Source organism: Yersinia sp. 2466 StPb PI, from assembly GCF_041538325.1.
GTDB classification, from domain to species: Bacteria; Pseudomonadota; Gammaproteobacteria; order Enterobacterales; family Enterobacteriaceae; genus Yersinia; species Yersinia enterocolitica_E.
Genome location: NZ_JAULSL010000001.1, coordinates 1087606 through 1108811 on the forward strand (window position 1 = coordinate 1087606; position 21206 = coordinate 1108811).

The following is a 21206-nucleotide window of genomic DNA, read 5'->3' on the forward strand; positions in this document are numbered from 1 at the left end:
TAAGCGTTGTGAATCTCTAAAGCTGCGTTAACTTGGATTGACCGGAATCACGTTCTCGCTTGGGTAGCAACCCAATATTTTCAATGAACGGGTAATAGGTGCTAAGTCTGCCAGCGCTTTTTGCATCGAATCGGACCGTAAATTAGCCTGCACATCAATATAAAACATCTCTTCCCATGGATTGCCATTAATCGGGCGGGATTCCAGTTTCGTCATGATGATACCGTGGTCTCGCAGCACTAATAGTGCTTCAACCAGTGCCCCTGATTGCTGACCCGTCGCCATAATTAAGGTAGTTTTGGCCGGTATCTGCTCTGAAACTTCAATGGACTTACGGGCAAGAACAATGAAGCGAGTGATATTTTGTTGCTGATTCGCCAGATTATGTTCCAGCACCTGCAAATTATACAGTGCACCACCGGCTTCACTACCCAGAGCGGCGGCTGTTGGCGAGTTCATTTGTGCCACTTTTTCCATCGCCGCAGCAGTGCTTTCGCAATACTCAATTTTCCAATGAGGGAAACGATTAATGAACTGGCTGCACTGCTGGAAAGGTTGTGGGTGACTGTATACGGTTTCGATTTTGCTCAGGTCAGTTTCAGTTGCAACCAGAACACAGTGGTCAATAGGGTTGGTTATTTCCCCTACGATGAACAAACTGGTGTGTTGCAGCAAATCATAAACGTCGTTAATAGAGCCGGAACTGGTGTTCTCTATCGGTAAGACGGCGTAATCCGCTTGCCCGGTTTCTACCTGAGTGAAAATATCTTGGAATTTCTGACAACCACATTCAATCAGTTGCTCAAAATGACGAGCGGCATATTGACGTGCAGCCAGATGTGAATAAGAGCCTTTTGGGCCAAGGAAAGCGATACGGGCAGAATGCAGGGCGGTTTGATTAAGCTGATGTTGTAACAGTGCCTGCTGAGTTAAGACCGAGTCTTCGATAATAAGTTGGAACAGACGAGTGACATAGAATCCGTCGAGGTCATAGGGCTTAGCGGCAGTTATCAAGGCATCCAGTAAGTCACGTTCACGCTCTTTATCGCGAATAGGACGATGATGGAGCTGCTTAGCTTTAGCGACATCCACTGCTAATTCACGCCGCTCTGCCAGCAAGGCGAGCAGTTTTAAGTCTAGTGCGCTGATGCGTTCACGTAGCACCAGTAATGGATTATCGGTCATAGGGATTTGCCTTATTTTTCTGAATGATTATACCCTAAATAATTCGAGCAGCAGGAAGGTAGCCAATGCACATGCAGCTTGAAGTATGACGAGGATATACACATAAAAAAAGCCTCCCGCTTGGGAGGCTTTGTTGTTCGTCTTCGCATTCTTTATCACACGACGAAACGCCTCCCAATCAGGGGAAGGTAAAAAAGAATGCGAAGAAAAACACTTTATTGATCATCGTTACTGGTTACCTGTTTTACTCGTAAGTGTGTTGCCACGAAAATAAATAGTAAAGAAAGTCAGTTCTTAAAACTGATCAGACTCTAAATTAACCGCCAGCCTGAATTGCTGTCAATAAAAAACGCGCCCAAAGGCGCGTTAGATCCGAAATGAGATGGATGGCTCCGGCTATTGTTCTTGCTCGGACTCTTCTTCCTCTACATCTACTGATTCCAGATTAGCTTCTTTAACACTACTTGCTGCGCGGCGAGCTTCACCTTTGTGCTGCACTTTATTTAATTGGCGTTCTAGTTTGGTGATAAGCTCATTAATTGCAGCATACATGTCATCATGTTTGGCACTGGCAACCAATGGCCCCATTGGTGTACTGATAGTTGCATCGGCAACAAATCCTTGTGGACCTTTAGACAGTACGATGTGCGGGTTTATTAACTGGGCCTGCCATTTATCCAGTTTGGTGAGACGGTCTTCAACATGCTTGCGAATTGCTGGGGTAATATCCATTTGCTTACTGGTAATGTTGACTGTCATATGACTTACCTCTCTGTCTGCTCCGTCTTGGATAACTTCAGCATACCTCTCTTTCTCACAAAATGTATGATCAAGGTCACTTTTTTTTGTCACTTTTTGCAAAGGTCATGGGAACTGTGATTCAACGTCAGGAATAGCGGCTGGGGGCTTGAATCATTGATTATAATGCCGCATTATTGATAAGTTATATTGCCTGCATTCAGTTAAAAACGGCGTTATTTTTCTGTTTTAGATAGGATATTAGCGCGATAGTCTGATGCAGTGAGTTTTCTCGGCCTACACCAGTAAAGTGAACATCTGCCGTAAGGCAAGAATTGAAAACGGCAGCCTAGGCTGCCGTTTGTTATTTTATCGAGCCAGACAATATCAGGCTGGGTTCGCTGCAATTATCTTGGCAACTTTGTCTGCCTCGGCATTGAGTTGCAGTTGTTTATAAGCATTTTCCATCAATGGCAACGCATCACGGGTTGCTTGAGTATCAGGATAATCTCTCAACATTTGTTCTACACGGTTAACTACCGCGACGTAAGCGCCTCGTTTAGTGTAATATTGCGCCACGGCCAGTTCATGCTTGGCCAGACGATTTTTCAAGAACGTCAGGCGTTTTTGCGCATCAGTTGCGTACTGGCTGTTCGGATAGTTTTGAATCAACTGGTTAAAATCGCGGAATGCGGCCTTGGCATGTTGCGGGTCGCGGTCTGAACGATCAATCCCGAAGAAACCTTGCAATGCGCTGTCATCCAGAGCCATGTCAGTCAAACCACGCATATATAATACGTAATCGATGTTAGGATGTGTTGGATTGAGGCGCATAAAGCGATCGATTGAGGCTTGCGCCAACGGCAGATCAGCAGATTTATAATACGCATAAATCAAATCAAGCTGAACTTGTTGGGAGTAAGGCCCGAAAGGATAGCGGTTATCTAACGCTTCTAGTTGCGTAATAGCTCCCTTAAAGTTACCGTCCTGCAGTTTTTGCTGAGCGGTAGCATAGAGCTCAGAAGGCGGGTTATCGGGAACCACGTCCTTGTTACTGGAGCAACCGGTCAGCACCAGGCTCAACGTGGCGGCAGCCACCAGATATTTCATACGCGTCATGACGTTTTGATTATCCTCGAAGTGTTATTCCGGGAGACTGTCCGTTAAGCTCCCGACAAAGATCTAGATACAATAGCACATTATATTAAACGGCATCGCCGTCAAAACCCAACGTTAACGAACAAGAAGCTGCATATGGCACAACAAGTACAACTCAGCGCAACGGTGGCCGAATCTCAACTCGGTCAACGGTTAGATCAGGCTTTGGCCGAATTGTTCCCTGATTATTCAAGATCTCGCATAAAAGAGTGGATTTTGGAAGACAGGGTTACAGTCGACGGTAAAACAATTAATAAGCCTAAAGAAAAAGTGTTGGGTGGTGAGCTCGTCGCCATTGACGCGCAAATTGAGGAAGATGCCCGCTGGGCGCCTCAAGACATCCCACTGGATATCGTCTATGAAGATAACGATATTTTGGTCATTAATAAACCCCGTGGTTTAGTTGTGCATCCCGGAGCCGGCAACCCAGATGGTACGGTTCTGAATGCGCTGCTCTATTATTATCCTGAAATCATGGATGTCCCGCGCGCGGGTATCGTTCATCGCCTGGATAAAGATACTACTGGTTTGATGGTAGTAGCAAAAACGGTTCCGGCACAAACGCGTTTGGTTGAAGCACTGCAAGCGCGTGAAATTACCCGTGAATATGAAGCCGTAGCCATTGGCAATATGACTGCGGGCGGTCGGGTCGATGAGCCAATTTCTCGTCATTCCACCAAGCGTACTCACATGGCTGTGCACCCAATGGGTAAACCAGCAACTACCCATTACCGGATTATGGAGCATTTCCGCGCCCATACCCGCCTGCGTTTGCGTTTAGAAACGGGCCGTACCCATCAGATCCGCGTGCATATGTCTCATATTAACCATCCACTGGTGGGTGATCAGTTTTATGGTGGCCGTCCGCGCCCACCTAGAGGCGCCTCTGATTCCTTTATTTCCATTCTGCGTGGTTTTGATCGTCAGGCATTGCATGCAACCATGCTGCGTTTGTATCACCCTATCAGTGGTATCCAAATGGAATGGCATGCAGCATTACCAGAAGATATGGTTGAGCTGATAAATGCGCTGAAGGCTGATACTGAAGAATTCAAAGACCAGATGGATTGGTAATGAGTCCCCAACTGATACTTCCAGACTGGCCGATGCCTGCCGGTGTTAAGGCATGTAGCACCACCCGTCACGGTGGTATCAGCGAATCGCCTTATGATTCATTAAACCTTGGTACCCATGTTGGTGATGTTGCAGCCAGTGTGACAGCTAATCGCCAGCGATTAGTTGAACTGGCTGGCTTGCCGCAAATGCCTGTTTGGTTGGAGCAGGTGCATGGTACTCGTGTCCTGCATCTGGATGGTAAGGCGGTAGCTGATGTACAGGCTGACGCGGCTTATAGCCGGGTTGCCGGGCAAGTTTGTGCCGTAATGACCGCAGATTGCCTACCGGTCCTGTTTTGTTCATTAGCAGGCGATGAAGTTGCGGCCGCACATGCTGGTTGGCGTGGTTTATGTGCTGGCGTCCTTGAACAGACGCTGGCGCAGTTCAACGCGGCCCCTGCTTCTATTATTGCCTGGTTAGGCCCAGCCATTGGCCCACAGCAGTTCGAAGTGGGTGAAGAGGTGAAACAGGCCTTTATCAATATCGACCCAGCATCCGCCTCTGCTTTTGTTCCCTCAGGCACTAAATATCTCGCTGACATCTATCTATTGGCTCATTTGCGGCTACAGGCTGCAGGTATTCACGCTATTTATGGCGGTAATTGCTGTACTGTGAGTGAAAAACAGCAATTTTTCTCTTATCGGCGCGATGGAATCACTGGACGTATGGCAAGTTTAGTCTGGCTGATATAACCTACTGAATTAGGACGATCCGCTGACGCATAACGAATTACTTTAAATATAGTGTCGAAATAACCTTGAAAATTTGAGGGATGACCTCATCTAATCTCCAGTAGCAATTTTGACCAATATCGGAGGTGTTATGCGTCTGGATCGTCTTACTAGCAAATTCCAGCTTGCCCTCGCCGATGCCCAGTCTTTAGCGCTTGGGCGCGACAACCAGTTTATTGAACCGTTACATTTGATGAGCGCACTGCTCAATCAGGATGGGGGGACGGTTCGCCCATTGTTGACCTCGGCGGGTATTAATGTTGCCAGTTTGCGCAGCGACATTGAGCAGGCTTTAGGTCGTCTTCCACAAGTTGAAGGTACCGGCGGTGATGTTCAACCATCAAACGAGCTGGTACGTGTATTGAATCTTTGTGACAAGTTAGCGCAAAAGCGTGCAGATAAGTTTATCTCTTCAGAACTGTTCGTGTTGGCAGTGCTTGAAGACCGCGGCACCTTAACTGACATGTTAAAGGCTGCCGGTGCAACAACTGATAAAATAGATAAGGCAATTGAAAATATGCGTGGTGGTGACAAAGTCGATGATCCAGGCGCCGAAGATCAGCGTCAGGCGTTGAAAAAATTCACTATCGACCTGACTGAGCGTGCAGAGCAGGGGAAACTTGATCCGGTGATTGGCCGTGATGAAGAGATTCGCCGTACTATTCAGGTGTTACAACGTCGTACCAAAAACAACCCGGTATTAATTGGTGAACCCGGTGTCGGTAAAACCGCCATCGTGGAAGGGTTGGCACAACGTATCGTCAATGGCGAAGTGCCTGAAGGCCTGAAACATAAACGTGTGCTGTCATTAGATATGGGTTCACTGATTGCCGGTGCTAAGTATCGTGGTGAATTTGAAGAGCGTCTAAAAGGCGTGTTGAACGATTTATCAAAACAAGAAGGTAGTGTGATCTTGTTTATTGATGAATTGCATACCATGGTTGGCGCTGGGAAAGGCGATGGGGCGATGGATGCTGGTAACATGCTGAAACCTGCGTTAGCGCGCGGTGAACTGCATTGCGTCGGTGCGACCACCCTGGACGAATATCGCCAGTATATAGAGAAGGATGCGGCGCTGGAGCGGCGTTTCCAGAAAGTCTATGTTGCGGAACCGACAGTCGAAGACACCATTGCCATTTTGCGCGGGCTGAAAGAGCGATATGAACTGCATCACCATGTGCAGATCACCGACCCAGCAATTGTTGCCGCGGCAACACTGTCGCACCGTTATATTTCGGATCGCCAGTTACCGGATAAAGCCATTGACCTGATCGATGAAGCCGGTTCCAGTATCCGTATGCAAATGGATTCAAAACCAGAATCATTGGATCGGCTGGAGCGCCGAATTATCCAATTGAAACTGGAACAGCAAGCGCTGAACAAAGAATCCGATGACGCCAGTAAAAAACGGCTGGAAATGCTCAATACCGAATTAGAGCAGAAAGAGCGTGAGTACTCTGAGCTGGAGGAAGAGTGGAAAGCTGAAAAAGCCTCACTGACTGGGACTCAGAATATTAAGACTGAGTTGGAACAGGCCAAAATTACCTTAGAACAGGCTCGACGTGTGGGTGACTTGGCTCGGATGTCAGAACTTCAGTACGGTAAAATCCCTGAGTTGGAAAAACAGCTAGCGGCAGCCAATGCGCTGGAAGGGAAAACCATGAAGTTGCTGCGCAATCGTGTCACTGAGGTTGAGATTGCTGATGTCCTGGCGCGCTGGACGGGTATTCCGGTATCACGCATGCTGGAAAGTGAACGCGATAAACTGCTGCGCATGGAACAAGACCTGCATAAACGTGTCATTGGTCAGGATGAAGCAGTCGAAGCAGTATCCAATGCTATCCGCCGTAGTCGTGCTGGGTTATCAGATCCGAACCGGCCAATTGGTTCCTTCTTATTCTTAGGCCCGACGGGGGTAGGTAAAACTGAATTATGTAAAGCATTGGCCACGTTCTTGTTCGACAGCGACGATGCCATGGTGCGTATTGATATGTCAGAGTTTATGGAGAAACACTCCGTATCTCGGCTGGTTGGTGCACCTCCGGGCTACGTTGGCTATGAGGAAGGTGGTTATCTGACGGAAGCGGTGCGCCGTCGTCCTTATTCTGTAATCTTGTTAGATGAAGTGGAAAAAGCACATCCTGATGTGTTCAACATCTTGTTGCAGGTATTGGATGATGGTCGCTTGACTGACGGGCAGGGGAGAACGGTTGATTTCCGTAACACTGTTGTCATCATGACCTCTAACCTCGGTTCAGATTTGATTCAGGAACGTTTCGGTGAAAGAAGTTATACCGAAATGAAGAATATGGTGATGGAGGTTGTTAGCCATCACTTCCGTCCTGAATTTATTAACCGTATAGATGAGGTGGTTGTCTTCCATCCGCTTGGTCGAGCACATCTGGCCTCAATTGCCAGTATTCAACTGGAGCGGCTGTATAAACGTCTGGAAGAGCGTGGCTATCAGGTTACCATTACTCAACCTGCGTTGGAGTTCCTGGGGGAAACCGGCTTTGACCCTGTTTATGGTGCACGGCCATTGAAACGCGCGATTCAGCAGGAAATCGAGAACCCGCTGGCGCAGCAGATACTTTCCGGCAAATTAATCCCGGGAGTACCTGTTACTTTAGATGTGGAAAACGGGCATATCATTGCCAGACAGTAATCGTTAATCCTCAAGGGGGCGAGAAATCGCCCCCTTTTTGTTTTCTTTTTCGCCATATCTACGGTTTTTGCCGTATTAATGAGCGGTTGAAAAGTTTTTTCAAATTAGGGGTTGCAGGCTGGCAGGAACTCCCTATAATGCGCCTCCACTGACCGGGAACAACGAAACATACTTCGCCGGGTCAGGAAGCGAAAAGAATGATTTTGACTTCGAAAGAAACCAAAGAAACTCTTGACTCTTCAGCGGGAAAGCGTATTATCTGCCTCCCGCGTTACCGTAAGATTCGCCGAAAGGCAAACGGGTAACGAACGCTCTTTAACAATTTATCAGACAATCTGTGTGGGCACTCGCAAGACGATATCGAAGCCTGTTTCGGCAGGCAGAAGAAATATCAAAGTCTTGAAGAGTGACCAAAGCAGTACACATTTGAACTTCGGTTCGAATGCTTATTTGCAGAAAGTAATCTTTGAGCATCGCTGCTTTTATTAGCAGCAAATCAAACAAATCTTAAATTGAAGAGTTTGATCATGGCTCAGATTGAACGCTGGCGGCAGGCCTAACACATGCAAGTCGAGCGGCAGCGGGAAGTAGTTTACTACTTTGCCGGCGAGCGGCGGACGGGTGAGTAATGTCTGGGAAACTGCCTGATGGAGGGGGATAACTACTGGAAACGGTAGCTAATACCGCATGACCTCGCAAGAGCAAAGTGGGGGACCTTCGGGCCTCACGCCATCGGATGTGCCCAGATGGGATTAGCTAGTAGGTGGGGTAATGGCTCACCTAGGCGACGATCCCTAGCTGGTCTGAGAGGATGACCAGCCACACTGGAACTGAGACACGGTCCAGACTCCTACGGGAGGCAGCAGTGGGGAATATTGCACAATGGGCGCAAGCCTGATGCAGCCATGCCGCGTGTGTGAAGAAGGCCTTCGGGTTGTAAAGCACTTTCAGCGAGGAGGAAGGCAATCGTGTTAATAGCACGGTTGATTGACGTTACTCGCAGAAGAAGCACCGGCTAACTCCGTGCCAGCAGCCGCGGTAATACGGAGGGTGCAAGCGTTAATCGGAATTACTGGGCGTAAAGCGCACGCAGGCGGTTTGTTAAGTCAGATGTGAAATCCCCGCGCTTAACGTGGGAACTGCATTTGAAACTGGCAAGCTAGAGTCTTGTAGAGGGGGGTAGAATTCCAGGTGTAGCGGTGAAATGCGTAGAGATCTGGAGGAATACCGGTGGCGAAGGCGGCCCCCTGGACAAAGACTGACGCTCAGGTGCGAAAGCGTGGGGAGCAAACAGGATTAGATACCCTGGTAGTCCACGCTGTAAACGATGTCGACTTGGAGGTTGTGCCCTTGAGGCGTGGCTTCCGGAGCTAACGCGTTAAGTCGACCGCCTGGGGAGTACGGCCGCAAGGTTAAAACTCAAATGAATTGACGGGGGCCCGCACAAGCGGTGGAGCATGTGGTTTAATTCGATGCAACGCGAAGAACCTTACCTACTCTTGACATCCACAGAACTTAGCAGAGATGCTTCGGTGCCTTCGGGAACTGTGAGACAGGTGCTGCATGGCTGTCGTCAGCTCGTGTTGTGAAATGTTGGGTTAAGTCCCGCAACGAGCGCAACCCTTATCCTTTGTTGCCAGCACGTAATGGTGGGAACTCAAGGGAGACTGCCGGTGATAAACCGGAGGAAGGTGGGGATGACGTCAAGTCATCATGGCCCTTACGAGTAGGGCTACACACGTGCTACAATGGCAGATACAAAGTGAAGCGAACTCGCGAGAGCAAGCGGACCACATAAAGTCTGTCGTAGTCCGGATTGGAGTCTGCAACTCGACTCCATGAAGTCGGAATCGCTAGTAATCGTAGATCAGAATGCTACGGTGAATACGTTCCCGGGCCTTGTACACACCGCCCGTCACACCATGGGAGTGGGTTGCAAAAGAAGTAGGTAGCTTAACCTTCGGGAGGGCGCTTACCACTTTGTGATTCATGACTGGGGTGAAGTCGTAACAAGGTAACCGTAGGGGAACCTGCGGTTGGATCACCTCCTTACCTAACGATACGCATTGCGCAGTGTCCACACAGATTGTCTGATAGAAAGTAACGAGCAAATAAGGCCGGACTGAGAGATTAGTCGGGCTTTAGTACCTTGTTGGGTCTGTAGCTCAGGTGGTTAGAGCGCACCCCTGATAAGGGTGAGGTCGGTGGTTCAAGTCCACTCAGACCCACCAACTCATCCTCATAGTGCGTTACAGACACACTCGTTTATACCCATAAACGTCGCGTGACTGCACCTTGTCTGAGAATGAGTTATGCCGATAAGGTATTTTGCTTTTTATATGGGGCTATAGCTCAGCTGGGAGAGCGCCTGCCTTGCACGCAGGAGGTCAGCGGTTCGATCCCGCTTAGCTCCACCATATAAAAAAACTATTTCAAAACGTACTGCGGCCGTAAGGCACAGTGTGTTGTGAAATATTGCTCTTTAACAATCTGGAACAAGCTGAAAATTGAAACATTACAGCTGAAATTTATCTCTCCGTAGATGTACTGAGATAAAAAGTAACCTGTAATAGAGTCTCTCAAATAATCGCAATGCCAATGGGTAATCATTGTTGCAGTGTGAGCGAGAAGACACTCAGCAAGGCGTACAGCGCACAGCAACCGGAGTGAACTTAACGTTCATGAGGATTGCGCGCACTGCACAACATAGCCGAGTGTGTTCACAGCCACACCAATAACGAAAAACACCTTTGGGTTGTGAGGTTAAGCGACTAAGCGTACACGGTGGATGCCTAGGCAGTCAGAGGCGATGAAGGGCGTGCTAATCTGCGAAAAGCGTCGGTAAGCTGATATGAAGCGTTACAACCGACGATACCCGAATGGGGAAACCCAGTGCAATTCGTTGCACTATTGCATGGTGAATACATAGCCATGCAAGGCGAACCGGGGGAACTGAAACATCTAAGTACCCCGAGGAAAAGAAATCAACCGAGATTCCCCCAGTAGCGGCGAGCGAACGGGGAAGAGCCCAGAGTCTGAATCAGTTTGTGTGTTAGTGGAAGCGTCTGGAAAGTCGCACGGTACAGGGTGATAGTCCCGTACACCAAAACACACTTGCTGTGAACTCGATGAGTAGGGCGGGACACGTGACATCCTGTCTGAATATGGGGGGACCATCCTCCAAGGCTAAATACTCCTGACTGACCGATAGTGAACCAGTACCGTGAGGGAAAGGCGAAAAGAACCCCGGCGAGGGGAGTGAAATAGAACCTGAAACCGTGTACGTACAAGCAGTGGGAGCCTACTTTGTTGGGTGACTGCGTACCTTTTGTATAATGGGTCAGCGACTTATATTTTGTAGCAAGGTTAACCGAATAGGGGAGCCGTAGGGAAACCGAGTCTTAACTGGGCGTCTAGTTGCAAGGTATAGACCCGAAACCCGGTGATCTAGCCATGGGCAGGTTGAAGGTTGGGTAACACTAACTGGAGGACCGAACCGACTAATGTTGAAAAATTAGCGGATGACTTGTGGCTGGGGGTGAAAGGCCAATCAAACCGGGAGATAGCTGGTTCTCCCCGAAAGCTATTTAGGTAGCGCCTCGTGAACTCATCTTCGGGGGTAGAGCACTGTTTCGGCTAGGGGGTCATCCCGACTTACCAAACCGATGCAAACTCCGAATACCGAAGAATGTTATCACGGGAGACACACGGCGGGTGCTAACGTCCGTCGTGAAGAGGGAAACAACCCAGACCGCCAGCTAAGGTCCCAAAGTCATGGTTAAGTGGGAAACGATGTGGGAAGGCATAGACAGCCAGGATGTTGGCTTAGAAGCAGCCATCATTTAAAGAAAGCGTAATAGCTCACTGGTCGAGTCGGCCTGCGCGGAAGATGTAACGGGGCTAAACCATGCACCGAAGCTGCGGCAGCGACACTTAGGTGTTGTTGGGTAGGGGAGCGTTCTGTAAGCCGTTGAAGGTGACCTGTGAGGGTTGCTGGAGGTATCAGAAGTGCGAATGCTGACATAAGTAACGATAATGCGGGTGAAAAACCCGCACGCCGGAAGACCAAGGGTTCCTGTCCAACGTTAATCGGGGCAGGGTGAGTCGACCCCTAAGGCGAGGCTGAAAAGCGTAGTCGATGGGAAACAGGTTAATATTCCTGTACTTGGTGTTACTGCGAAGGGGGGACGGAGAAGGCTAGGCTAGCCGGGCGACGGTTGTCCCGGTTTAAGCATGTAGGCGGAGTGACTTGGTAAATCCGGTTGCTTATCAACGCTGAGGTGTGATGACGAGCCACTACGGTGGTGAAGTAGTTGATGCCAAGCTTCCAGGAAAAGCCTCTAAGCATCAGGTAACATTAAATCGTACCCCAAACCGACACAGGTGGTCAGGTAGAGAATACTCAGGCGCTTGAGAGAACTCGGGTGAAGGAACTAGGCAAAATGGTGCCGTAACTTCGGGAGAAGGCACGCTGGCATTAGGTAATGGGACTTGCTCCCGGCGCCGAAGCCAGTCGCAGATACCAGCTGGCTGCAACTGTTTAATAAAAACACAGCACTGTGCAAACACGAAAGTGGACGTATACGGTGTGACGCCTGCCCGGTGCTGGAAGGTTAATTGATGGGGTCAGCCGCAAGGCGAAGCTCTTGATCGAAGCCCCAGTAAACGGCGGCCGTAACTATAACGGTCCTAAGGTAGCGAAATTCCTTGTCGGGTAAGTTCCGACCTGCACGAATGGCGTAATGATGGCCAGGCTGTCTCCACCCGAGACTCAGTGAAATTGAACTCGCTGTGAAGATGCAGTGTACCCGCGGCAAGACGGAAAGACCCCGTGAACCTTTACTATAGCTTGACACTGAACATTGAGCCTTGATGTGTAGGATAGGTGGGAGGCATCGAAGTGTGGACGCCAGTCTGCATGGAGCCAACCTTGAAATACCACCCTTTAATGTTTGATGTTCTAACTCGGCCCCGTGATCCGGGGTGAGGACAGTGTCTGGTGGGTAGTTTGACTGGGGCGGTCTCCTCCCAAAGAGTAACGGAGGAGCACGAAGGTTAGCTAATCACGGTCGGACATCGTGAGGTTAGTGCAAAGGCATAAGCTAGCTTGACTGCGAGAGTGACGGCTCGAGCAGGTACGAAAGTAGGTCTTAGTGATCCGGTGGTTCTGAATGGAAGGGCCATCGCTCAACGGATAAAAGGTACTCCGGGGATAACAGGCTGATACCGCCCAAGAGTTCATATCGACGGCGGTGTTTGGCACCTCGATGTCGGCTCATCACATCCTGGGGCTGAAGTAGGTCCCAAGGGTATGGCTGTTCGCCATTTAAAGTGGTACGCGAGCTGGGTTTAGAACGTCGTGAGACAGTTCGGTCCCTATCTGCCGTGGGCGTTGGAAGATTGAGAGGGGCTGCTCCTAGTACGAGAGGACCGGAGTGGACGAATCACTGGTGTTCGGGTTGTCATGCCAATGGCATTGCCCGGTAGCTAAATTCGGAAGAGATAACCGCTGAAAGCATCTAAGCGGGAAACTTGCCTCGAGATGAGTCTTCCCTGGGGCTTTAAGCCCCCTGAAGGAACGTTAAAGACTATGACGTTGATAGGCTGGGTGTGTAAGTGCAGCGATGCATTGAGCTAACCAGTACTAATGATCCGTGAGGCTTAACCTTACAACACCAAAGGTGTTTTAGATTTGAGAGATAGAAATTTTCAGCGAAGTTCCGAGATTGGGCTGGCTGGCTGTGTGCAGGATTGCATAGCGGGTTAGTTTAGACAGAATTTGCCTGGCGGCCATAGCGCGGTGGTCCCACCTGATCCCATGCCGAACTCAGAAGTGAAACGCCGTAGCGCCGATGGTAGTGTGGGGTCTCCCCATGCGAGAGTAGGACACTGCCAGGCATCAAATAAAGCCGAGACCCCATGCCAAAAGCGTGGGGTTTTTGCTATGGGCAGAATAGTGAAATAGGTATAAATAGTGACCTTAGAGTGGTTGCGTCGCAGGGCTCATAGTCAGACGAGTCAAATATTGCAGGGGCAGGTGAGTCAAATCCGGCCGTCACAGCGATGAATAAAACAAAAGGCTACCTTGATAGGTGGCTTTTTTTGTTTATGGATTTAGCTGTGAGGATTTGAACCAGGTAAGTAAGGTTTTATCGTAGGAATAGCGTGTTTATTGCTGTAGTGGGGTCAGTTTGCCGCTTGATAAAGGCTGTAACCTGTCATTGCACCGGCGACGTCCCAGGCAAAATCCTTCCAGCTCCAGCCAGTCCCACCTTGACGACTATCATATAACTCCTTACCCGCCCCGATCCCGATAGAAAACAGCAGGCCAAAATTACGGCTCTTGGCATCGGACCAATTTTGATGTTCACCATAGGCAGTGCCAGCGGCGGCTAAAACGGCGGAGGCAAAGAAATGTTGTGCCTTATCTTTCCCAGTCCAATTATCATTAGCCATATGCGTGCATGCAGAACTGAGAAAAAACAGTGGGGCGATAAGTAATGGGCGAAGATAAGGTGGGCACCACATGCCGTCTCTCCTCTGGCTAGATACAAAAAACCCGGCATGTAACCGGGCTTTCATATTTATAGAATGCGGCTAATCAGCCGATCGATACGGATCCTGCGCAAACGACGGATCAATTTGCGAACCTTGACTGGATATTGCTGAATATTCTCAAGCTCAAGGTAATGTGAAACAACTTTAGTATGAGTACGGATACACTCCAGCTCTTTAGCGCGCTGCTCGTGCATCTCATGCTTAGGATCGTGGATCAAAATGGCATTTTCCAGATCCAAACGCCATGCGCGTGGATTCAGGTTATTACCGGTAATCAACTGCCAATTATTATCAACCCACATTCCTTTCAGATGATAAGTATTGTCGCCATCTTTCCACAGGCGCACGATTAATTGCCCGCTATCGACAAAACGCTGTAAGCGACTCAGGAAGCGACGCAGGTTGATTTCGTATAAGTAAGGTAACGCGCCAATAATCTTAAACGGTTGATCTTCTGGAATATAAAAGTCATTTGCTGTTTTGTCACCAACAATAATCTCGACCTGTTTGCCTTCACGCAGTAGATAAATGATATTGCGGACTAACAGTGCTGGCAGATTAAAGTAAGGTGTACAAATAGTGAGTCGTTCGTCAGCGGAGGCCATTAAATGATGAATCGTTTTATTCAGTTGACTCTTTTTGCCTAAGCCAACCAATGGGGTGACGGCCAGTTCATCATTACTCGCTTGTGCCGGAAATTGATAGCCGATGTCGCGCAGTGACGAGCGAAACTGTCGGGTCTCATTTTTAATCTCAGGATTGGTCGGCCGATCAGCACGATCCAAGCGTTGCACCGCTCCTGCACTTAGCATCCGTTGTTTCACGTAATCGACCATAATTTCGGCCAATGATGGGTTCGTGATTAATTGGTATCGGTCATAACGATACTTATCGTTTTGATAGAGGTAGACATCATTGATACTGGCACCACTGTAAATCACAGTATCATCAATGATAAAACCTTTCAGATGCAACACGCCAAGTGCTTCGCGAGTATTGACTGGAACACCGTAAATCGGAACGCAAACATTCGGATGATTGGCCGCCATTTCACAGTACCAATCAGCATTGGTATTGACCGCTGCGGCTCCAATACGCCCACGTTGTGCGCGGTGCCAGTCTACCAGCACGCAAATCTCCAGTTCTGGGCGCTGAAGCTTAGCCTGATAGAGGGCATTCATTACGTCCCGGCCTGCATCATCCTGCTCCAGGTAGAGCGCCACCAGATAAATACGTTTGGTCGCCAGGCCTATTAAATCCAGCAGAGTGGAGCGGAAAACCTTGGGGCAATAAAGTGTTTGGACATCATCAACTGACTGAGGGAGTTTGGGCAGTTGTGCAAGGTGTTGTTGATGTTTACTACGTTTGAATTTTGACAACATCACAGTGCGCTTCTTCTCTTGTTATTTGATGGCAGAACCGCCATATCCTAAAAACACTAATCCATTGAGTTGGGCGATAATACCACTACTTTCGCGGATTGTGCGCAAGTTTTGCCTGCCAAAGACCGAATCGTTTGGGGTTGTGGTATATATCACGGTGATTCATGTAACTGAAATCAAAGTGTCAGCTCCAGATTAACGATCCCATCTTCCATCTGTACATCAATACTAAAACCGAGTTTTTTAGCTAAACCGATCATGCCACGGTTGTTGGGCATGGTGACTGCGGTTAACCGTGTTAACCCATGGCTGCGAGTATACTGAATCATCTTTTCTAATAGTTCCCGCCCCAGACCCAGCCCTTTAAGGTCTGAGCGCACCAACACGGCAAACTCGGCGTCAATATTGTCAGGGTCAGACAATGCGCGCGTGACGCCAATAATTTCAGGGCCATTATTTTTTTGGCGCACAGCGACAAATGCCATTTCTCGATCATAGTCAATCTGCGTCATATTCGCCAAATCATCATGGCTGAATTCATTTATTTCACTGAAGTAGCGATAGTAGAGATCTTCTTTAGTGACTTGATCAATAAACAATTTTAGTAGTGGTTCATCTTCTGGCAAAATTGGGCGGAACAGACAGTGAGAACCATCTTTAAGTTCGACCTTTTGTTCCAACTCGTGTGGATAGGGGCGGATCGCCAACCGTGCCTGCGGATCGCCGCTGACAGGTGCCAGTTGCATCGAAACATCCAACAGCGTGAATTCGCTGCCTGACGCAAGTACCGGGTGAATATCTAACCGGCTGATTTCGGGGCAATCGAGAATTAGATTAGAGACTTGTACCAGTAAACGGCTCAAGCCAGGGATATCCAAGGGTTGTAATGATCCACGGCTGCGAATTTTGCCGCCTTTGACCGCTTGTATAATCAGGTAGCGGGCCAGTGCCATATTGAGTGGCGGCAGCGCGACGGCGGCCTGAGTTTCATGATGCCATTCGATGCCACCTTCACCTAACATGATCAACGGGCCGAAAATCGCATCTTGCTCTACTGCAATTCGCAATTCCTGAGCGCCTGCGCGGTTCGCCATACTTTGCACCAGCAACCCGTGGATACGGGCTTGCGGATAAGTGCGCCTTACCCGGTCAAGAATATCGTCAGCAGCCCGCTGTACTTCAATTGCGGTACGAAGATACAGCATTACGCCCTGGACTTCTGACTTGTGCGGGATATCCGGCGAGCGTAGTTTGATGGCAACCGGATAGCCCAATCGTTCGGCGATATGCACCGCTTCTACGCTGTCACTGGCAATCCAGGTTGGCAGTGTGCTGAGGCCATAAGCTTCAAGTATCGGTTGTACTTCATGGGTATCAAGCTGGGTGGCACCTTCTGCCAGCGCCTGGCGAATCAACTGATGCACGTGGGCGGTGTTGGCGGTGAGGCCGACAGGCAGCGCAGGTGTCTCTTTCAATTGCTTCTGGTTACGGCGATATTCCACCATATGCATAAAGGCAGTAATCGCCCCTTCCGGTGTGCGATAGGTGGGGATCCCGGCTTCGGTGAACAGTCGGCGTGCATCTTGCGATGAATATTCACCACACCAGTTAGTGAGCAGAGTAAGGCGCTTGCCACGTGGGTGCTGACGGATAGCGGAAATCAGTAATTCTGCTGTTTTGCTCCCTGGCGCAGCAGCGCTCGGGGAATGAATCAGCAATAGCGCATCGTAGTCGGTACTGTCGAGTAGCGGTTTAAGCGCCGCCAGATAGCGCTCAGCGCTGGCATCATCGCGCAAGTCTATGGGGTTACGTAAGGAAACAAAAGAGGGTAGCACGGCACTCAGCGCCGATTGGGTGGTATCAGACAGTGTTGCCAACTTGCCATTACGGCTGATCAGCTCATCCAGCGCCATGGCCGCCGGGGCGGAACCATTGCTGACAATCAATAACCGTTCACCCCGTAGTGGGTGCATGTGGCTGAGTGTTTCGACGGCGGAGAATAGCTCGTGAGTATCCTGCACCCGCAGCAGGCCTGCCCGCTGAATCGCCGCATCATAAGCCGCGTCCAGCCCTTGCTGACCATTTAGCAACTGCTGAGCACGCTGTGTGCGGCCACTTTTGACCACCAGAATCGGTTTATTGCGCGAAGCGCTGCGCGAGGCGGATAAAAACCGGCGCGCATCACTGATATGTTCGATATACAGCATAATGGCACTGGTTTTGCCATCTCTGGCCAGGAAATCGAGTAAGTCATCGACATCAATATCCAGGCTGTCACCCAGCGCAATAAAATACGAGAAGCCAACTTCCCGCTGCTGCGCCCAGTCGAGAATGGTGTTGGCTACCGCGGCTGATTGAGAGATAAATGCCAGCCGCCCTTTCTTGATGGGAACGGGTGAGAAACTGGCATTTAACCCTTGCCACGGAGCCAGCAAACCCAGGCTGTTGGGGCCAAGTAAGCGCATATGATGGCGTTGCGCGCAGGCTTTCAGCTCTGGGAACTGTTCGGTTGCGGCAGACAGAATGATGACTGCTTTACAGCCACGGATGCCGAGATCTTCCAACAGGGCCAAATTGCGGCTGTCATGAGTACACAAAATCGCCAGATCGGGCGTAATCGGCAGGCTAGCGATATCTGCGTAAGCCAACACACCACATACTGCTTTATGGGTTGGGGTCACCGGTAGAATAGGGCCATTGAAGCCGCCATCCAGCAAATTACGCATCATCAGGAAACCGGCGCGATCCGGTTTTTCAGAAGCGCCGATAACCGCAATAGACTTCGGGCGTAGTAGTGCTTCTAATCCACGTTGGCTCATCGTTTATCCCCGTTATCTTTCAAGTTGCAGGTGTGTTGGCTGCGCTCACTCAGCCTGCGGGCTCGCATCAATACTGTTCAAACTGGTTCCAGAACGATTCGCCGCCTTTCTGCGCCCTGAAATCTATTGGGTATAAGTTAAAGACAGCTTATCTGATTTTATGTGCTTTCTTCGACAGTTGCTGTGACTCGCCCCACTGGATGGTGAGGTTTTCCCGCTAAATATTGCTGGCGGAAATAGAGGAAATGGGCCGTTAATTGGTCTGCGGCCTGAATATCACCCGCTTGTTGTAGCAGAGCAGCGGCGACTTCGACCGTGCAGTGTTGCTCTGGGCGTGGGGCTTCGCGTAACAGATAATCCGAGCTATTAGTGACATTGAGTGACAGCATCGGCAGGTCAGCCAGATAGGGACTTTTGCGGAACATCTTTTTGGCTTCGTTCCAGGTGCCGTCCAGCAGTATAAATAGCGGAGGCTTATCGCTAATGGGCAAGTGATTAAGTATCTGCCGTGGCGGTTCAGCGTATTTTTCTGGGAATACGACATATGGCTGGCGCGCAGGGTCGCCAATGGCCGCCAGCAATGCAGGGTCAACTTCAGTGCGCGCCCAGAGAAAGGCTTGGGTGTCGGGTAGAATATCTGCGATCAAGCGGCCGGTATTGCTGGGTTTTAGGGGTTCGGTATCAAACATAATCAGGCAAAAGCGGCTGGCGGCTGGCTGCGGTTTTATGGTATCGCACAAACAAAAACGCTCTGCCAACAGGCAGCCCTGACAACGTATTGCGCGACAGCCACGGGCACGATAGGCGCGCGTGGATGCGGCTAAACGCTGCCGGCGTAAACGCAGTACGGCATTTTCCGTCGTGAGGATCGTATCTAATAAAGCATGGTCAGTGATCAATATTTCAGTCACGACGGACTCCTGATGAAATAGCGCTATTCTAATCAACCCATACGCTTAGTCATACCATAAAACAAAAAAACAATGCCCCGACAAAAAACTGTCAGGGCATCAATCTCACCGGGCGACTACGTTGCGCCGAGACGCGATAAATGAGTTAAACTAGCTTATCGGGCGGCTGGCTCTACTGATAATTGCTCATCTAGCCAATGATCAAAAGGCGCTTTTGGCAATGCGCCACTGAGCATGTCGACCATTTTACCGTTGCGGTACAGCATAATAGTAGGAATGCTGCGGATACGGAAACGGGTACTAAGCTCGGGTTCGGCTTCGGTGTTAACTTTGACGAAACGGACTTTTCCGGCGCGTTCTGCGGCAACATCTTCAAAGATAGGCGCGAAGCTGCGGCAAGGCCCGCACCACGGAGCCCAGAAGTCGATGACCACCGGCAGGTCATCTTGCAGCAATTTATCCAGCGTTTCAGTGGTGGCGTTAATCACCTCGCCATCAAATAAAGAGTGGCCGCAGCGCCCACATTTAGCGCCGTCATCAATACGTTCTTCCGGTAGGCGGTTAGTCGCCATACAAGCTGTACATACCGTATTCATAAATTAGCCTTTATTTAGTGTCTCTATAGATAGAAGAGAAAACATCGCTGACTTGTTTCCTTGTTGTTATCTATTATGGAGATAAATGGGATAAGTGCCAAAAAGGTTTATTCGATGAATACGATAGTTGCTAGCTTTTAGCGCTTGCTTATGGCTAACCGGGCGGACATCAGGTAATCTTCGCGCCCTGCGCGTTGGTGGAGAAGACAATGAACGATTCATTTAGTGGCAAAAACGGCAAAGTTAAAGTGATGTACGTCCGCAGTGACGAAAGCAGCAGTGACGACCGTAACAACAATAACCGTAGTAAAAACCAGCGTCCGGCAAGCAAAGGTCGTCCAGGTGACAATGCGAGTCGGGGCAGTTCATCGCGTAATAATGATTCACGTCGTAATGATTCCGGCCGTAATGAACGCGTGAGTCCTAGCCGCCCGGCACGTTCTGAAGGCAATGGCCCTTACGATTCACCGTGGAAAACGGTATCCCGTGCGCCATCAGAAGAGCCAGAGTTTGATCATGGTGGCATCAGCGGTAAAAGTCATGTAGATCCGGCGCAATTGCGCCGTCAGCGGGCTGAAGAAACACGTGTTTATGGTGAGAATGCTTGTAAGGCATTGTTTGAAAGCCGCCCAGACGCTATCGTCCGCGCCTGGTTTGTGCAGTCAGTTACCCCTCGTTTTCGCGAAGCGTTGAAATGGATGGCGGCTAACCGCAAGGCTTATCATGTGGTTGAAGAAGAGGAGCTGGCGAAGGCTTCTGGCACTGAACACCATGGTGGTGTGTGCTTCCTTATCAAGAAACGTCAGGGTCTGGATGCAGAAACCTATCTGCAACAGCAGACTCAGGCTAAAGATTGTGTACTGGCGCTGGAAGATGTGGGTAACCCACATAACCTCGGCGGCATTATGCGGACCTGTGCGCATTTCGGTATTAACGGCGTGTTGTTGCAAGATCCGGCGATGCTGGAATCGGGTGCTGCAGTGCGTACGGCTGAAGGTGGTGCGGAGCATATCAAGGCTATCAATGCAGACGATTTCCTCTCGGTATTGGATACCTTCCGTAAAGCCGGTTACACCATCGTGACCACATCGAGTCATAAAGGTGTCAGTCTGTCAAAAGCTGAACTGCCTGCCAAAATGGTGCTGGTATTAGGTCAAGAGAGTGATGGCCTGACCGACAGTGCCTGGCAGCAGGGCGATATGAGTGTGTCTATCGGCGGTACTGGCCGGGTAGAAAGCCTGAATGTGTCAGTGGCAACCGGTATTTTGCTGTCGGAGTGGTGGCGTCAGAATAGCGCCCAATAATACCCTGGTCCTTGCAGCAGCAGGGTTGTTAGCGGCATTGCTT

Annotated in this window: 12 protein-coding genes, 2 tRNA genes, 3 rRNA genes and 1 other annotated feature; of the genes, 9 read left to right on the forward strand and 8 right to left on the reverse strand. The window is 49.7% G+C overall.

What is annotated here, in order from left to right; translation table 11 throughout:
* Window positions 1-27: 27 nt before the first annotated feature.
* The 3 genes from pheA to bamD all read right to left on the reverse strand — a co-directional run bounded on the left by pheA (window position 28) and on the right by bamD (window position 3042).
* On the reverse strand, window positions 28-1185 hold the full coding sequence (gene pheA, locus Q2T72_RS04860) for a bifunctional chorismate mutase/prephenate dehydratase (protein WP_083160219.1): 1158 nt from the start codon (window positions 1183-1185) through the stop codon (window positions 28-30).
* A 102-nt stretch (window positions 1186-1287) separates the two neighbouring features.
* Window positions 1288-1412: a sequence feature (Phe leader region), on the reverse strand.
* Between the two features lie 169 nt (window positions 1413-1581).
* Window positions 1582-1944, reverse strand: coding sequence for a ribosome-associated translation inhibitor RaiA (gene raiA / locus Q2T72_RS04865; protein ID WP_083160217.1), 363 nt, complete (start codon window positions 1942-1944; stop codon window positions 1582-1584).
* A gap of 366 nt (window positions 1945-2310) precedes the next feature.
* Complete coding sequence (bamD, locus tag Q2T72_RS04870) at window positions 2311-3042, reverse strand: outer membrane protein assembly factor BamD (RefSeq protein WP_032905545.1); 732 nt, start codon at window positions 3040-3042, stop codon at window positions 2311-2313.
* Between the two features lie 135 nt (window positions 3043-3177).
* Between bamD and rluD the strand changes: the two genes are divergently transcribed.
* The 8 genes from rluD to rrf all read left to right on the forward strand — a co-directional run bounded on the left by rluD (window position 3178) and on the right by rrf (window position 13491).
* Window positions 3178-4155, forward strand: a complete 978-nt coding sequence (gene rluD / locus Q2T72_RS04875; protein ID WP_083160215.1) for a 23S rRNA pseudouridine(1911/1915/1917) synthase RluD — start codon at window positions 3178-3180, stop codon at window positions 4153-4155.
* Complete coding sequence (yfiH, locus tag Q2T72_RS04880; protein WP_372568734.1) at window positions 4155-4889, forward strand: purine nucleoside phosphorylase YfiH; 735 nt, start codon at window positions 4155-4157, stop codon at window positions 4887-4889. Before rluD ends, yfiH begins: the two co-directional genes overlap by 1 nt.
* Before the next feature lie 130 nt (window positions 4890-5019).
* Window positions 5020-7593 (forward strand): ATP-dependent chaperone ClpB, encoded by a 2574-nt coding sequence (gene clpB / locus Q2T72_RS04885; protein ID WP_372558124.1) that lies wholly within the window; start codon window positions 5020-5022, stop codon window positions 7591-7593.
* 509 nt (window positions 7594-8102) lie between these two features.
* A 16S ribosomal RNA gene (locus tag Q2T72_RS04890) occupies window positions 8103-9645 on the forward strand.
* A gap of 102 nt (window positions 9646-9747) precedes the next feature.
* Window positions 9748-9824, forward strand: a tRNA-Ile gene (locus Q2T72_RS04895).
* Window positions 9825-9934: 110 nt separating this feature from the next.
* Window positions 9935-10010: transfer RNA gene (locus Q2T72_RS04900), tRNA-Ala, on the forward strand.
* A gap of 344 nt (window positions 10011-10354) precedes the next feature.
* Window positions 10355-13262, forward strand: a 23S ribosomal RNA gene (locus Q2T72_RS04905).
* A 113-nt stretch (window positions 13263-13375) separates the two neighbouring features.
* Window positions 13376-13491, forward strand: a 5S ribosomal RNA gene (gene rrf / locus Q2T72_RS04910).
* The 16S, 23S and 5S rRNA genes sit together here with 2 tRNA genes alongside, the layout of an rRNA operon.
* A gap of 288 nt (window positions 13492-13779) precedes the next feature.
* On the opposite strand, the gene Q2T72_RS04915 is transcribed toward rrf, so the two are convergent.
* The 5 genes from Q2T72_RS04915 to trxC all read right to left on the reverse strand — a co-directional run bounded on the left by Q2T72_RS04915 (window position 13780) and on the right by trxC (window position 19859).
* The gene (locus Q2T72_RS04915) at window positions 13780-14121 is read right to left on the reverse strand and encodes a YfiM family lipoprotein (RefSeq protein WP_083160207.1); all 342 of its coding nucleotides are present in this window, start codon (window positions 14119-14121) and stop codon (window positions 13780-13782) included.
* 56 nt (window positions 14122-14177) lie between these two features.
* Window positions 14178-15530, reverse strand: a complete 1353-nt coding sequence (pssA, locus tag Q2T72_RS04920; RefSeq protein ID WP_372559835.1) for a CDP-diacylglycerol--serine O-phosphatidyltransferase — start codon at window positions 15528-15530, stop codon at window positions 14178-14180.
* 179 nt (window positions 15531-15709) lie between these two features.
* On the reverse strand, window positions 15710-18352 hold the full coding sequence (locus Q2T72_RS04925; RefSeq protein WP_083160203.1) for a bifunctional acetate--CoA ligase family protein/GNAT family N-acetyltransferase: 2643 nt from the start codon (window positions 18350-18352) through the stop codon (window positions 15710-15712).
* Between the two features lie 158 nt (window positions 18353-18510).
* A complete protein-coding gene (locus Q2T72_RS04930) occupies window positions 18511-19263 on the reverse strand; it encodes a tRNA-uridine aminocarboxypropyltransferase (RefSeq protein WP_083160201.1) in 753 nt (250 codons plus the stop codon).
* A 155-nt stretch (window positions 19264-19418) separates the two neighbouring features.
* Complete coding sequence (gene trxC / locus Q2T72_RS04935; RefSeq protein WP_372568735.1) at window positions 19419-19859, reverse strand: thioredoxin TrxC; 441 nt, start codon at window positions 19857-19859, stop codon at window positions 19419-19421.
* A 209-nt stretch (window positions 19860-20068) separates the two neighbouring features.
* On the opposite strand from trxC, the gene Q2T72_RS04940 reads away from it, so the two are divergent.
* Window positions 20069-21163 (forward strand): tRNA/rRNA methyltransferase, encoded by a 1095-nt coding sequence (locus tag Q2T72_RS04940; RefSeq protein ID WP_083160197.1) that lies wholly within the window; start codon window positions 20069-20071, stop codon window positions 21161-21163.
* The last annotated feature ends 43 nt before the right edge of the window (window positions 21164-21206 follow it).